14 protein-coding genes are annotated in these 14,087 nt (G+C 71.0%); 9 read left to right on the top strand and 5 right to left on the bottom strand.

Features of this window, described 5'->3' with window-relative positions; genetic code table 11:
* Both IPN02_08755 and IPN02_08750 read left to right on the top strand, forming a co-directional pair.
* A complete protein-coding gene (locus tag IPN02_08755) occupies positions 1 to 1,314 on the top strand; it encodes a hypothetical protein (GenBank protein ID MBK9296912.1) in 1,314 nt (437 codons plus the stop codon).
* A gap of 90 nt (positions 1,315 to 1,404) precedes the next feature.
* A complete protein-coding gene (locus tag IPN02_08750; GenBank protein MBK9296911.1) occupies positions 1,405 to 1,674 on the top strand; it encodes a WhiB family transcriptional regulator in 270 nt (89 codons plus the stop codon).
* Positions 1,675 to 1,697: 23 nt separating this feature from the next.
* Here the strand turns inward: IPN02_08750 and selB are convergent, their stop codons facing one another.
* Both selB and selA read right to left on the bottom strand, forming a co-directional pair.
* Positions 1,698 to 3,446, bottom strand: coding sequence for a selenocysteine-specific translation elongation factor (selB, locus tag IPN02_08745; protein ID MBK9296910.1), 1,749 nt, complete (start codon positions 3,444 to 3,446; stop codon positions 1,698 to 1,700).
* Positions 3,447 to 3,459: 13 nt separating this feature from the next.
* Positions 3,460 to 4,803, bottom strand: a complete 1,344-nt coding sequence (selA, locus tag IPN02_08740; GenBank protein MBK9296909.1) for an L-seryl-tRNA(Sec) selenium transferase — start codon at positions 4,801 to 4,803, stop codon at positions 3,460 to 3,462.
* 34 nt (positions 4,804 to 4,837) lie between these two features.
* Here selA and IPN02_08735 point away from each other — a divergent pair, with 34 nt between their 5' ends.
* Complete coding sequence (locus IPN02_08735; protein ID MBK9296908.1) at positions 4,838 to 5,710, top strand: NUDIX hydrolase; 873 nt, start codon at positions 4,838 to 4,840, stop codon at positions 5,708 to 5,710.
* A 15-nt stretch (positions 5,711 to 5,725) separates the two neighbouring features.
* On the opposite strand, the gene IPN02_08730 is transcribed toward IPN02_08735, so the two are convergent.
* On the bottom strand, positions 5,726 to 7,084 hold the full coding sequence (locus IPN02_08730; protein MBK9296907.1) for an Mrp/NBP35 family ATP-binding protein: 1,359 nt from the start codon (positions 7,082 to 7,084) through the stop codon (positions 5,726 to 5,728).
* A gap of 39 nt (positions 7,085 to 7,123) precedes the next feature.
* Between IPN02_08730 and IPN02_08725 the strand changes: the two genes are divergently transcribed.
* The 6 genes from IPN02_08725 (at position 7,124) to IPN02_08700 (ending at position 11,799) form a co-directional block, all read left to right on the top strand.
* On the top strand, positions 7,124 to 7,798 hold the full coding sequence (locus tag IPN02_08725) for a helix-turn-helix domain-containing protein (GenBank protein ID MBK9296906.1): 675 nt from the start codon (positions 7,124 to 7,126) through the stop codon (positions 7,796 to 7,798).
* Positions 7,799 to 7,938: 140 nt separating this feature from the next.
* Positions 7,939 to 8,256, top strand: a complete 318-nt coding sequence (locus IPN02_08720; GenBank protein ID MBK9296905.1) for an iron-sulfur cluster assembly accessory protein — start codon at positions 7,939 to 7,941, stop codon at positions 8,254 to 8,256.
* Positions 8,257 to 8,305: 49 nt separating this feature from the next.
* On the top strand, positions 8,306 to 10,057 hold the full coding sequence (locus IPN02_08715; GenBank protein MBK9296904.1) for a 2Fe-2S iron-sulfur cluster binding domain-containing protein: 1,752 nt from the start codon (positions 8,306 to 8,308) through the stop codon (positions 10,055 to 10,057).
* Positions 10,054 to 11,019 carry a hypothetical protein gene (locus tag IPN02_08710; GenBank protein ID MBK9296903.1) on the top strand — a complete coding sequence of 322 codons (966 nt, stop codon included), beginning with the start codon at positions 10,054 to 10,056 and terminating at the stop codon, positions 11,017 to 11,019. Before IPN02_08715 ends, IPN02_08710 begins: the two co-directional genes overlap by 4 nt.
* A 231-nt stretch (positions 11,020 to 11,250) precedes the next feature.
* Positions 11,251 to 11,631, top strand: coding sequence for a RidA family protein (locus IPN02_08705; protein ID MBK9296902.1), 381 nt, complete (start codon positions 11,251 to 11,253; stop codon positions 11,629 to 11,631).
* A 9-nt stretch (positions 11,632 to 11,640) separates the two neighbouring features.
* The gene (locus tag IPN02_08700) at positions 11,641 to 11,799 is read left to right on the top strand and encodes a hypothetical protein (GenBank protein MBK9296901.1); all 159 of its coding nucleotides are present in this window, start codon (positions 11,641 to 11,643) and stop codon (positions 11,797 to 11,799) included.
* Between the two features lie 3 nt (positions 11,800 to 11,802).
* On the opposite strand, the gene IPN02_08695 is transcribed toward IPN02_08700, so the two are convergent.
* Positions 11,803 to 12,564: a winged helix-turn-helix transcriptional regulator gene (locus IPN02_08695; protein ID MBK9296900.1), complete on the bottom strand. Its 762-nt coding sequence runs from the start codon at positions 12,562 to 12,564 to the stop codon at positions 11,803 to 11,805.
* Between the two features lie 16 nt (positions 12,565 to 12,580).
* Positions 12,581 to 13,957, bottom strand: a complete 1,377-nt coding sequence (locus tag IPN02_08690; GenBank protein MBK9296899.1) for a glutamine synthetase — start codon at positions 13,955 to 13,957, stop codon at positions 12,581 to 12,583.
* Positions 13,958 to 14,087: the final 130 nt, after the last annotated feature.

The raw sequence follows: 14,087 nt of genomic DNA, 5'->3' as shown, positions 1-14,087 counted from the left end.
ATGGTCGCAGGAGCGGTGTTGGCGCTCGGCGGGGTGACCGGGGGCTCGCCGGCGGGCGCTCAGAGCGAGCGCTCCGAGATCGCCCAGGGCGGCGACGGCGGCTGTGGCCCGGCCGGTTGCGTCACGGTCATCGCCGTGTCCGGCCTGATCGACCCGCTGGTCGCTGACGGCATCATCGAGGAGCTGGACGAGACGCAGCGCTCCGACGACCTGGTCGGCGTGGTGCTCCAGCTCGACAGCCCCGGCGTGGTGCTCACCGACGGGCAGTTCACCAACCTGGCCCGGCGCCTCGACCGCTTTCCCAAGAAGATGTCGGTGTGGGTGGGCCCCAGCGGCGCCGAGGCCATCGGCGGCGCCGCCGAGCTGGTCGCACTCAGCCCGGATGCGTCGATCGCCCCCGGATCGACGGTGCGCTTCGACAGCACCCAGCGGCTGGACCCGGCCGAGTTCGGCGACCTGTTGCCTAGCGAACCAGGGCAGCTCGACACCACGCTCGAGGCCGAACCCGCCCAGAAGGCGGGCGTGGTCGCCGTGGTGGCGCCCACGCTGGGTGACGCGCTGGTCGGCCTCGATTGGTTCGAGACCAAGGTGGTCGACGTCGGCGGCGAGAGTCGGCGCGAGCCGGTCACAGTCGTGCGCTTCGTCAAGCTGCCACTGCCCAAGCAGCTGCTGCACACCGCCGCCAGCCCGGCGGTGGCCTACCTGGCCTTCGTGATCGGCTTGGGCCTGTTGTTGTTCGAGTTCTACACCGCCGGTGTGGGCGTCGCCGGGGTGGTGGGTGCGGTTGCCCTGCTGCTCGGCGGGTACGGCCTGGGCGTGCTGCCGGTGCGGAACTGGGCGGTGGCGCTGGTGGTGGCGTCGATGATCGCGTTTGCCATCGACGTGCAGACGGGCATCCCCCGGTTCTGGGCGGCGGTGGGCATGGCCGGGTTCATCATCGGGTCGCTCACGCTTTTCGACGGCGTCCCCTTCCCGTGGATCGCCGTCGTCGTCGGGATCATCGGCATGGCGTCGATGATGTTCTCCGGCATGCCGTCGATGGTGCGGGCCCGGTTCGGCACCCCGACGATCGGGCGGACCTGGATGGTCGGCGAGATGGGGCAGGTCACCGAGTCGGTCGACCCCGAGGGCATGGTGCGCATTCAGGGTGGGCTGTGGAAGGCCCGCGCCAACCGGTCCACGCCGCTCAGCGTGGGTGACCGGGCGCGCGTGGTGGACGTGGACGGCCTGTTGTTGGAGGTCGAGCCCGAGGAGGGCGGCGCCAAGGACTACCGCGAGCTGCGCAAAAACCGCGGCGGAGATGCCGCCGAGTAGTGCCGTCGGGCACGCCTGACTTTCGCTGCGGTGGGCGGGCTCTCTACAGTCGTCGGGGTAGTCATCAGCGAGCTCATCGGGGGATAGAGCGTGAGCATTCAGTTGTCGCCAGTCGCTTGGCAGTTACGGGCCGCCTGTCGTGGTCCGCAGTCCGAGGTGTTTTTCCCGCCTGCACAGACCGAACGCAAGCACGAGCGCCTTGAGCGTGAAAGGCGGGCGAAGGCCATCTGCGGGATCTGTCCGGTTCGGTCGGACTGCCTCAGCTACGCAATCGAGATACACGAACCTCACGGCATCTGGGGCGGGCTCAGCGAGAGCGAGCGTAAGTCGATGCTCGAACGCCAGCTCGCTGCCAGCTGATCCAGCAGGGAGCCGGTCGAGGCTCAGCGGGCGTCGAGCGGCTCGCCGTCGGCGACCGCTGCGAGCCGCGGCCCGGCGACGCGCAGGTCGCCGCGCCGACGGGTGATGCCGTTGGCGTCGAAGAGGCCGAGCACTGCCAGGGTGGGCTTTCGCGAGCTGTCCAAGGCATCGCGCACCTCGGCCACCGTGATGCCGTCCGGGCGGTCACCGAGCGCGGCGGTCACCCGACGGGCGGCCTCGGCAACAGCGGTGGCGGCCCACCAGGCGTCACCCACTTTGACGACCCGGCCGTCGGCCACCCAACTGCGCAGCGCCGCGGTCTCGATACCGGTCGGGGGTGGCGGGTCGAACCCCGCCTGCGCGATCTCGTCCAACCATGGATGATGGAGGTCGACGCCGGGCAGGACGAGGCGGCCGTCGCGCAGCGCCAGGCGTTCGCCTCGGTCGGCCAGCACCTCGGCCAGCGCCCGGTCGCGGTCGTCGAGCTCTGCGAGGGCCAGCCCGAGGGCACCGGCCGCGTGTGTCCGGGCCTCGAGTTCCGTCTCGGCACGGTGGCGCACCCCGGGGTCGACCAGCCAGTCGCCGACGTCGGCCGGCCGGGCGACGCCGGTCAGCCGTCGGAACTCCTCGGCCCGCACCCACCCTCGGTCGGCGATCACGCGCTCGGGGTCGGCGCTCGGGTCGGCCAACGCGGCGCGACGCTGCGGTGCGACCTCGAGGATCGTGCCCCCACCCTGGGTTTCGCCCCGCCCGCTCTCGCGCAGCACGTAACGGTCGCCCGGGGCGAGCGGGAGCGGCTGGGGCAGGTGGATGCGCAGGTAGCCCTCCTCACCCGGTTCGAGCGCCTCGCCGCCGAGCACCCGCACCTTCACCGGCCACTCGCCCGACCCGAGGTGCAAGACGTGCGCGCCGCGCCGCGACAGGGAATGGTCGAGGCTGGGCAGCACGGTCACCGTGGCGTCAACCATCGTCGTCGGTGACCAGTCCTCAGGGCCGACGACCGCAACGCCACGACCCACCAGGTCGCGGGGCACGCCGCTGAGCGCCAGGGCATAGCGGTTGCCCGGCTCGGCCCGCTGCACGGGCGCATGGTCGCTGTGCAGGTCGCGGATGCGGGCGCTGCGGCCTCCCGGCGCCAGTGCGACCAGGTCGCCGACCGCCAGGGGCGCACCGCTGAGGGTGCCGGCGACCACCGTGCCGGCGCCCGGCGCGCTGAACGCCCGATCGACCCACAGGCGGGCGCGGCCGGTCATGGCGGCGGTGCCGACCCGGTCGACCAGCCGGTCCATCTCGGTGCGCAGCGTGGCCAGGCCCCGGCCCGACAGCGAGTCGATCGCGATCGGGTCGGCGTCGGCCAGTGGCGAGCCCTCGAGGAACTCGAGCACCTCCAGGGTGGCGTCGTCGAGGCGTTCGTCGTCAACCGCGTCCGCCTTGGTGATCACCACGAGGCCGTGCTCAACCCCGAGCAGTTCGAGCAGCATCAGGTGCTCGCGGCTCTGAGCCATCGGACCTTCGACGGCATCGACGACGAAGATCACCCCGGACACGGCGCCGGCGCCGGCCAGCATGTTCTTGAGGAACCGCACGTGTCCGGGCACGTCGACCAGGTGCACGCGACGCCCCGAGGGCAACTGGGCGACGGCAAAGCCCAGGTCGATCGTCAGGCCGCGCTCTCGCTCGGCGGCCAGGGTGTCCGGATCGGTGCCGGTCAGGGCGCGCACCAGGGTGGACTTGCCGTGGTCGACGTGTCCGGCTGTGCCCAGCACGGTCATGGCAAGCGCCGCCTCATCGGTCGGCTGAGCCGGAGAGGACGGCGTTCAAGGCGGAGCCAAGATGGTCGTCCTGGTCGGCGAACACCGTGCGTAGATCGACGATGGTGTCGCCGTCGGCCTGGCGGGCGATCACCGGGGGGTCGGCTGCGCGCAGTGCTGCGGCGTGGTCGCCGGGCAGCGCCAGGCCCACCGACGGGATCTCCGCCCCGGGCAGCGTCCCACCCCCGGTCGTGGCAACGGTGTCGATCACCCGTGCCGCCGCCACTCGCCGGGCCAGCGCGTCCGCTCGACCAGCCAGGGCCTCGACCGGCTCGGTTGCGAGGGACCAGAACACCAGCGCGTCCAAGTCGCGTGCGGCGTAGGCACCCAGCGTGTGCTCCAGCGCGGCCAGCGTGGCTCCGCCGCAGCGCAACGCCCGCATGAGGGGGTGGCGGGCGCAGCGGGCGATCAGGTCGGCCCGGCCGACGAGCAGCCCGGCCTGGGGCCCGCCCATCAACTTGTCGCAGCTCACCGCCACCAGGTCGGCCCCGTCGGCAAGTACTTGGGCGACGCCCGGCTCGTCGGCCAACCAGGCGGGAGGGCCGCCGGGCAGCCAGCGGCAACGAGCGTCGAGCAGCCCCGACCCCAGGTCGGCCATCACGACGACGTCGTCGGGAGCGAGACGTCTCGACTCGGCGACCGACACCGCCTCGGTGAACCCGACGATGCGGTAGTTGGACTGGTGCACCTTCAGCACCATGGTGACGGGTGGGCCATCCCCCGGTGCGCGCTCGAAGGCGGCGATGAGGTCGGCTGGTTTGGTGCGGTTGGTCGTGCCCACCTCGACGAGCGAGGCGCCGGATTGGGCGAGCACGTCGGGTATTCGGAAACCGCCGCCGATCTCGACCAGCTCGCCGCGGCTGACGATGACCCCGCCGCCACCGGCGACTGCGGCCAACGCCAACATGACCGCGGCGGCGCAGTTGTTGACGACCAACGCTGCCTCCGCCCCGGTGAGCACGGTCGCCAGGTCGGTGACCGCCGCCGCCCGGGGGCCGCGCTTGCCGCCGCTCAGGTCGACCTCCAGGTTGGAGTAGCGGTCGGCCGGCGCCGGGTCGACCGGCGCCCGGCCCAGGTTGGTGTGCAACAGCACGCCGGTGCCGTTGATCACCTCCTGGGTGCGTTGGGCCAGCCGGTGGGCCACCGCCGCCGCCAGTGTGGTCTCGACCGCTTCGGGGGCGACCTCGGCGACCGTTCGGCGGGCCAACGCCACCAGCGTGGGGTGGGCCAGCCCCGACGCCGCATGATCGCGGGCCAGGCGGTCGATCGAAGGTGGACGCACGGAGCGGAGGCTAGCGCCGAGGGGTCGGACCGGGATCGTGGGAGTAGCCTGGCCGACCGTGGCTGTAGGGATGATCTCCGAAGAACCTCACCTGGTACCGATCCTCGATGCGGCCACGGTCGTGTTGTTGCGTGACAGCGATGGCACCGAACCGACCGGCACCCCGGGGCCGGGCCTCGAGGTGCTGATGATGCGCCGCAACCTCGACAGCGACTTCGTCGGCGGCGCCTACATCTTTCCGGGCGGAGCTGTTGACCCCGACGACGACCCGGTGGCCCAACCCCGCATCGTGCACGAGCAGTTGCCGAGCAGCTGGGAGCTCGCCCCCCGGGTGGCGGCGGTGCGCGAGGCGTTCGAGGAGGCCGGCCTGCTGCTCGCTCGTCGCAGCCATCAGGCCGACATGGTGTCGTTGGACGAACCCGAGGCCGCCAGGCTGATCGATGGTTTGCACCCCGAAACCGGGGGGGACCGCTCGTCCACCCCGTCGTGGCGCGAGTTGATCGACTCGGGCTCGGCCAACATGGCCCAGCTGTGCGTTGCCGAAGATCTGGTGTTGGCGGTCGATCGGTTGATGCCGCTCTCGCGTTGGACCACTCCGCTCGGGGCCAACCGCCGCTACGACACACGCTTCTACGTCACGGGGGCGCCGCCCCGCCAGGTGGCCCTGCACGACAACGTCGAGCTGGTGTCGACCCGCTGGGTCGCCCCGTCCCAGGCGCTGTCCGAGGCGGCCGCGGGCACGATCACGATGATCTTTCCCACCGTGGTCACCATGCACTGGCTGAACCGCTTCGAGTCCACGTCGGAGGCGTTGGCGGCGCTCGATGGTCGAGACGACCCCACAGCGGTCACGCCCGAGCTCGTCGTCGAGGGCGACCGGTTGGTCATCATGCTCCCCGATGGCAGCCGTTACGACGCCGAGACCGCCGCGCCGCTCGACTGAAGGCACCGGGCTCGCTCAGGTGAGCTGAACGACGGTCTCGCCCGGAATGCGCATCGTCTCCAGGTCGACCGGACCAAAGTGGGCCGTGCATCCAGCCATTTCGATCGGAGGGGACACCTCGGTGGCGACCAGGCGGGCCAGCTCACCGAACGCTCGGGCGGCCGGGCTGGGCGGAGCGGCGGAAGCATCGATGTGGCTCAGCTGCAACGCCACCGGCTTGCCGTCGTCGCCGCCTTGGGCGACCGCCGGCTCGATCGGGATCTTGCCCAGCAGCGGCACGCCGGATTCATGGGCGAGAAACTCGCCGCCCCCAGAGCCGAAGATCTCGTGGTTGGAGCCGTCGGGCGCCACATAGCTCGACAGGTTCTCGACGACGCCGATCACCCGCAGGTAGTTGTTGCGGGCCATCGACACCGCGCGCCGGGCCACCCGGCTGGCGGCGAGTGACGGCGTGGTCACCACCAACATCTCGGCGCGGGGCAGCAGGCGGGCCAGGCCCATCTGGACGTCGCCGGTTCCGGGTGGCAGGTCGACGAGCAGGTAGTCGAGCTCGCCCCAGGCGACATCTTCTAAAAAGTGCTGAACCGCTCGCTGCAGCATGAGGCCGCGCCACATCAGCGCCACCGATTCGTCGTCGACGAGGAAGCCCATCGACACCGCCTCGACCGCGCCTCCCGGCCCGTCGTGCAGGGTCGACGGGACCTGGATCCGATGGGGGCTGATCTTGGCGTCGCTGTCCTTGCCGTCGTCGCCATCTTCGGCCGCGGCCTGCAGGCGCCCGTCGATGCCGAGCATGCGGGGGATCGAAAAGCCCCAGATGTCGGCGTCGATCAGGCCGACGGTCATGCCGCGGCCGGCCAGCGCCACCGCCAGGTTGGCGGTGACCGATGACTTGCCCACCCCGCCCTTGCCCGAGGCGACCAGGATGACGCGGGTCCTGGCGGGCAACAGGTCGGTCGGCGCCCGCTCGCTTGCCCGCTTCCGGGCGATCGCCATGGCGTCGGCCTTCTCCGCCTTGGTCATCTCCGCCCAGCTGATGCGGACCTCGCCCACCCCGGGCAACGAGCCGACCCGTTCGATGATGTCGCGGCGCAGCTGGGCGCGCAGCGGACACCCGGAGGTGGTCAGCGCCAGCGTGACGACGACGACGGCACCCTCGGGGGTGCCACCGTTGGCCCGGTCGGGGCCGTCGTCGGTGCGGCTCAACACGATGCGCGGCACCCGGGCGGCCAGCTCGCCCTGGGCGGCGACGACCACCTCGCGAGCCATGCCCAGCTCGACGATGTTGGCTCCCAGCTCGGGGTCGACCACATGGGTGAGCACGGCCGTCACCTCGTCGACCGAGGGAGCCTGCGGAAGCTGCGTCGTCGCCATGGCGACATTCTACTGGCGAGGACCGTGTAAACTGTAGCCGTGCAGTCGAACCAACTGGCCATGTTCAAGGCGCTCGGTGACAACACCCGGTATGCGATCTACCTTGAGCTGGCACGAGCCGCGTCACCACGGTCCACCGTCGAGGTGGCCGAACTGCTCGACCTGCACCCCAACACGGTGCGGCCCCATCTGGAGCGCATGCGCGAGTTGGGCCTGCTCGAGGTTCGCCCCCGCACCAGCGGGGGGGTCGGCCGGCCACAGCACCTGTACTCGCTGGCCGCCGATGCCCCCAGCCTGGGGCTTGAGCCACCGGTGTACCCGGCGATCGCCGGCATGCTGTTGGCGCTGGCTTCGGAGGCGGGGCTCTCCGGCGCGGACGCGGCCGAGGTGGGGCGCGATCATGGCCGCACGCTGGCCGGAACGCACCCGGGCGATGCGCTGGAGGCGACCATGTCGCTCATGGGGGCCTGGGGCTTCGACCCCGAGCCGGTCGGCGCCGAGCCCTCGTGGGTGTGGTTCGGCCACTGCCCGTTCTCCGAGCTGGCCGAGGCCAACCCCGAGTTGGTCTGCTCGCTGCACCGCGGCCTGATCGAAGGGCTTCTCGAGGCCCGCGGCGACGCACCCCCGGTCGACTTTCACGACCGCACCGCCCGCGAGCCGTGCTGCGTCGTCATCGACAAGGACCGCCCCCGACCGCAGCGGGCGGACGTCTGATTCGCTGAGCGGCACCAAACCCGACCGCACGCGACGCCCGACCCCTCGGTAACCTGTCCCGCGAGGTCGACCCGTGACCGATCGTTCGACCACAGCTACCATGGCCGCATCGCCGGCTCGCCAACCACCTGGGAGACAAGATGATCACGCTGACCGATACGGCAGCCGACAAGGTTCAACAGCTCATCGCGGCTGAGGGCGACGATGCCCTGGCGTTGCGGGTGGCCGTTCGTCCCGGTGGCTGCTCGGGCTTCTCCTATGAGATGTTCTTCGATTCCGAGACCGACGCCGAGGACGTCTCCGAGGCCTATGGAGCGATCAAGGTCGTGAGCGATCCGTCCAGCGCCCAGCTGCTCGACGGGGCCACCCTGGATTACAAGGACGGGTTGGAGAGCGGCTTCGCCATCACCAACCCCAACGCGCAGCGCACCTGCGGCTGCGGCTCGTCCTTCAGCTGAGCCACACTCTCCCGAGACCAAACAGCACTCGACGGCCGTCGGCCTCACGGTGAGTTCACTCACGCTGGTGGTCGACGGCGTCAGCGTCGAGGTACCCGAGGGCACCCCCACGCTGCTCGACGCACTGCGCGACCATGCCGGCGTCATCTCGGCCAAGGATGGGTGCAGCCCGCAGGGTCAGTGCGGGTGTTGCACCGTGCTGGTCGACGGCGCCCCTCGAGTGGCCTGCGTGACCCCCGTGCGGCGCCTGGCCGGACGCTCGATCACGACGTTCGACGGGCTGGACGTCGACCGGCGTCGGGCGTGGACCGCCGCCTTCCTGGCCACCGGGGCCTCACAATGCGGCTTTTGCACCCCCGGGATCATCTGTCGGCTCGAGGGCCTGGCCGCCAAGACGGAGCGCGGCGCAGCGGCGCGTTCGGGGTCGGATGGGGCGCCGGAGACCCCGGTGCGTCTGGAGGTCCCGGCGGTTCAACGGGCGCTCGCCGCCCACCTGTGCCGCTGTACCGGCTGGCAGACGATCACCGAGGCTGCACTCGGTGTCGGCGAGCTGACCGCCCCCGACCGTGACGACGCTGCGGTGACCAGCGCTGCATTCCGGGCGGTGATCGAGGGCGGCGCACCCCAGAGCGTCGGCGCCGACGTGGTGGCGGGCCGAGCCGGTTTCGCCGCCGACGCCGCACCGGCCGATGCCGTCGTCGTCGTGCCCGACGGAACGGGGGGCTGGACGGCGGGCGACACGCTCGCCAGCGCCCGTCTCGAATCGGGCAAGGTGCAGGGGCGGCGTTCCACCGTCGCGACAGCGCCCCCGCTGTCGGTGCCCGAGGGCGACTGGGCGGTGCGGCTGAGCACCTCATGGGTTGAGCCGGCTTACCTGGAGACCGATGCCTCCTGGTGCGAACCGGGCGGCGAGCCCGCTAGCCCGCTGGCCAACGGTGGCGCCTTCGGCGGCAAGATCGAGCCGGTGTTGTCCGGCGATTCCGGCGCTTCCGCAGGCGGGGTTCAGCGCGTCGGCGTGGATGCGATCGCCCGGGAGTGGGCCGACCGTCTCGGCCGGCCCGTGCGGGTTTTGCTCAGCCGGGAGGATGTCGTGCGCTTGGGGGCCAAGCGCCCACCGATCGCAGCGGGGCTCCGCAGTGACGGCTCCGGCCGTGTGCTCGTCGGCTGGTCGGGTCCCGCCGACCCGTCACCGGTGGTCGCCCGCATCGAGGCGGTGTTGCCCGCCGCCACGGTCGAGGTGGTTCCGATCGCCGGACCGTCGACGTCGGCGGAGCTGCGCGGGGCGGGCTGGGCGGAGGCCCAGACACTGGCGGTCGCGCTGGCCGGCACTGCGCCCGACCGGGTGAGCGTCACCGCCCCGGAGGGTGGGTGCGCCACGATCACCGCATTCGGTCCCGACGGCATCGACGTGACCGTCTCGGCCGGTACGCCGCTCGATGAGGTGGTGTTGCGCTCGTACGCGATCGGCGCCGTCCACGCCGGGCTCGGCTGGGTGTCGACCGAGGGCCTGGCGGTGGACGAACTGGGCGAACCCCAGGACCTCACGATCCGCTCGTTCGGGATCCTCAAGGCCTCCGAGTTGCCGCCGGTGTCGATCACGATCGATGACGACGACCTCGATGAGGCGGCGCGCCCGGTCAGTACGGCGGTGTTCGCCGCCGTGGCCGCGGCCGCCTGGTCGGCCAGCGGATTCGTGTCCGCCTGGCCGCTCGGCGGTCTTCCCTGGGGCCGGCCGCCGCGAGCCCGGCAGCCCGGGTCCCGAGCGACACGCTCCCAGGCACCGGACACCGAACCGACGTGAGCGCCAACAGTGGCCGCGCACTGGTGGCGATGTGTCGCACCCTCGCCCAACGTCATCGCTGGACGGTGTCGACCAGCGGCGCCGACTGGGTGGTCCGGATCGAGGACCGAGCCGGTCACCGGGTGGGCATCTATGGGTACTCCTTTGATCTCAACCCGGCGGCGGTCGCCCTGATCTGTGACGACAAGGTGGCCACGGCGCAGCTGCTCACCGCTGCCGGGGTGGCGGCGGTTCCCCACGAGCTGGTGATCGCCCCCGAGTTTGGGCGTTGGGTGGGCCAGTCCTCGGTGGGGCGGCGCACCGACGAGCTGACCGGCCAGTTCGGCTGGCCGCTGGTGGTCAAGCCCAACGACGGCACCGGCGGGGCCGACGTGTACCGGGCCGCCGACCGTGGCGCTGCCGAGGTGGCGCTGAGCAGCATCCTCACCCGCCACCGGGGTGCGGCCCTCGGCCCCTGGCGCGAGGTGACCGCCGAACACCGGGTGCTCGTCGTCGACGGCTCCACCCCGCTGATCTACCGCAAGGACCGGCCCAGCGTCACCGGCGACGGAGCGTCGGCCGTGATCGAGCTGGTGTCGGCTGCGGTGGTGGCCGGTGGGATCGGGCCGGACACCGTTCGGGACTGGATGGACACCCACGACCCGTCGCTGCTGCGCCGGGTGCCGGCCGACGGTGAGTTGGTGCACCTGGGACTGCGCCACAACCTGGGCGCCGGGTCGATCCCGACGCTCGTCGATGACGGACCCCTCGTCGACGAGCTTTCCCGGCTGGCGCTGTTGGCCGCAGCCGAGCTGGGGGCGGTGTTCTGCTCGGTCGACGTCGTCGACTCCGAGGCGGGACGAGAGGTGCTCGAGGTGAACTCCGGCGTCATGTTGGAGCGCCTGGCCACCGAATCGCCGGCATGGTGGCACCGGGCGGAGGCGGTGTACGAGTCGGCGCTGCTGCTGGCCCTCGACCCCTGACCCCGGCGGCCTCACGCTCAGGCTGCACCCAAACCCAAACCCGACCCTGCGCCCGACCCTCCCACCGCCCAACTGGGGAGTCCGGAGCGCGCTCTGGCGGTCGTGCGGGCTCCCGAGTTCGCAGCTCGTGCCCAAGTGGGGAGCCCGGAGCGCGCTCTGGCGGTCGTGTGGGCTCCCGAGTTCGCAGCTCGTCCCCTGCGCTCCCCAGATGGCCTGTGACACCCTGGGGGTATGAGCGACACACCGATCGGGCCGTATTCACCGTGGGTTCGAGCCGGGGAGTGGGTGATCCTCTCGGGCCAGATCGGCATGATCGACAACACGATGGCCGACGGTCTGGGCCCGCAGTGCGACGCGGCGCTGGCCAACCTGGGCCTCCGCCTGGCCGAGGCGGGGCTGGTGCCAACCGACGTGGTGAAGACGACGGTGTTCATGGTGTCGATGAACGACTACGGCGTCATCAACGAGCATTATGCGGCGTTCTTCGACGGTCACCGGCCGGCCCGCTCGGCCGTTGCGGTCTCGGCGCTGCCCGCAGGCGCACTGGTCGAGATCGAGGCCTGGGCGCACGCCCCGCTCGGGGACCGGGAGCGCAGCGCAACCGCTCGCTAGGCTGGCCGCATGCTTGGTGCGCTCATCATCGTCGTCGTCCTCTTGGTGGTCATCCCCGTGCTCGTCATGGCGACGAGCCCCATCCTGGCCGCCGCATTCGGTCAGACGCTCACCGCTGATGCCGAGGCCCGCCATGAGGGCTCCGAGCTGATCGAGCTCAACACGTAACGGCTACCCCTCCGGTCCGGATTCGTGGCGACCGAAGCGATATCCCACCGACCGCACGGTCTGGATCATGCGGGCGTGCTCCTCGCCCAGCTTCGAACGCAGGCGACGGATGTGCACGTCGACCGTGCGGGCCCCGCCGTAGTAGTCGTATCCCCAGACCCGGCTCAACAACACCTCCCGGCTGTGCACCCGGTCCGGGTTCTGGGCCAGAAAGGCCAGCAGCTCGTACTCCATGTAGGTGAGGTCGAGCGTTCGTCCGGCGATGCGGGCCTGGTAGCTCTGGGTGTTGAGCAGCAGCGGCCCGTAGTTCACCAACTCGGACGCGTCGTCGGACGCTCCCGAGAGGAGGACGGCTGCACCGGCCGGGGCGGACGTGGCCAGCAGGTGGGCGAGCCGGGCCGCCGCTTCGGCCGGATGAAAGGGCGTGAGGCAGAAGTCGGCGAACAGGTCGTCGCGGCCCTCCAGCTCGCCCAGGCGGGTGCCACCGACGAGCACGAGCACCGCTCGCAACGGTGGCTCCCGGCGGGCGAGGGCCGTGAGCACCGCCCAGGCCGGGTCGGAACCGTCGTTCTCCGAGGCCGGATCGGCCGTGCCGAAGCCACGATCGACCAGCTCGACGATGGCGCCACACGGTTCGCCCTCGGCATTGCGAGCCTCCAGGTCGTCGGCGACGGCGCACCAGGGCCGGCCGGCCAGGTCGAGCAGACGGGCAAGGTCGGGGGAAGGGCGCGGGTAGACGAGCAGGTCGCCCGCGCTGTCGCTCATCTGTCCGCCCACCGGCTCACCACGCTCGCAGGTAGCGGTCGAGTTCGAACTGGCTGACGTGGGCCTTGTAGTCGGCCCACTCCGAGTTCTTGTTGCGCACGAACCACTCGAAGATGTGGGGTCCCAGGGTCGATCGCACCAGCGAGGAACCCTCCATCACCTCGAGGGCCTGGGCCAGCGATTTGGGCAGCGTGGCGATGCCGAGGTCGGCCCGCTGATCCTCGCTCAGCAGGTGCAGGTCGTCGGGGGCCTCGGCCGGTAGCTCGTAGCCCTCGCGCACGCCCCGCATGCCCGCTGCGAGGATCAGCGCAAACGCCAGGTAGGGGTTGCAGGCGGCGTCGGGGGAGCGGAACTCGATCCGGGTGGAGGAGTGCTTGTGGTGCTTGTACTCGGGGATCCGCACCAGCGCTGAGCGGTTGTTGCGGGCCCAGCTGATCGAGTTGGGCGCCTCGAATCCGGGCACCAACCGCTTGTAGCTGTTGACCAGCTGGTTGGTGACGGCGGTGATCTCGGCGGCATGGCGCAGCAGTCCAGCGACGAACGCCCGGCCGACCTCGGAGAGCCCGTACGGGTTGTCGGGGTCGTGGAAGGCGTTGGCGTCGTCGCGGAACAGCGACATGTGGGTATGCATGCCCGAGCCCTGCTGGTCGGCGAGCGGCTTGGGCATGAACGTGGCATGGATCCCCTCGGCGTGGGCCTCCTCGCGCACCACCATGCGCAGCGCCATCACGTTGTCGGCCATCGACAGCCCGTCGTCCCAGGTCAGGTCGATCTCGTGCTGACTGTTGCCGTCCTCGTGGAAGGAGTACTCGACCGGGATCGCCATCGCCTCCAGTCGCCCGATCGTGCGCCGGCGCAGGTCCGAAGCCACATCTGCGATCGTCACGTCGAAATAGCTGGCCTCGTCGAGCGGTTCCGGGGGACGGGACGGATCGCCGGAGAGGAAGTAGAAGAACTCCACCTCGGGGGCACACATGAACTCGTATCCGGCCTCGCGAGTCTCGGCCATCACCCGGCGCAGCACCGCTCGCGGGTCGCCGGGGTAGGGCTCGCCGGCAAGCGTTTCGATGTCGCAGAACATCGTGGCGGTGGCAGGATCGCCGTCCCGCCCGGAGCGCAGCACCCCGAAGCTGGACGGGTCGGGCCGGGCCAACACGTCGCTCTCGTGCACCCGGGAGAACCCGTCGATCGCCGAGCCGTCGAACTGCAGCCCCTCCTCGAACACGGTGTCGAGCTCCACTGGCGAGATCACCACCGACTTCATCTGGCCCAGCACGTCGCAGAACCACAGTCGGATCAGGCGGATGCCGCGCTCCTCCACCGTGCGTAGCACGTAGTTGCGTCGGGCGGAGCTGTCGGGCCGGTCGGGTCCGCTGGGGGTCGCAGGCGTCATGGATGCCATTTCACCATGGGCGTCACGCGTTGACACCTCCGATCGTGCGCTGCGGCCATCTGTTCACATTCCCGTGACATTCGGGTCATGACGCCGAAACGCAGCCCGCCGATCATGGTGTTCGTCAACC

It is taken from the genome of Candidatus Microthrix subdominans, from assembly GCA_016719385.1.
GTDB lineage: Bacteria > Actinomycetota > Acidimicrobiia > Acidimicrobiales > Microtrichaceae > Microthrix > Microthrix subdominans.
The sequence above is the reverse complement of the archived record's forward strand: the minus strand, read 5'-3'. Positions and strand labels throughout refer to the sequence as shown.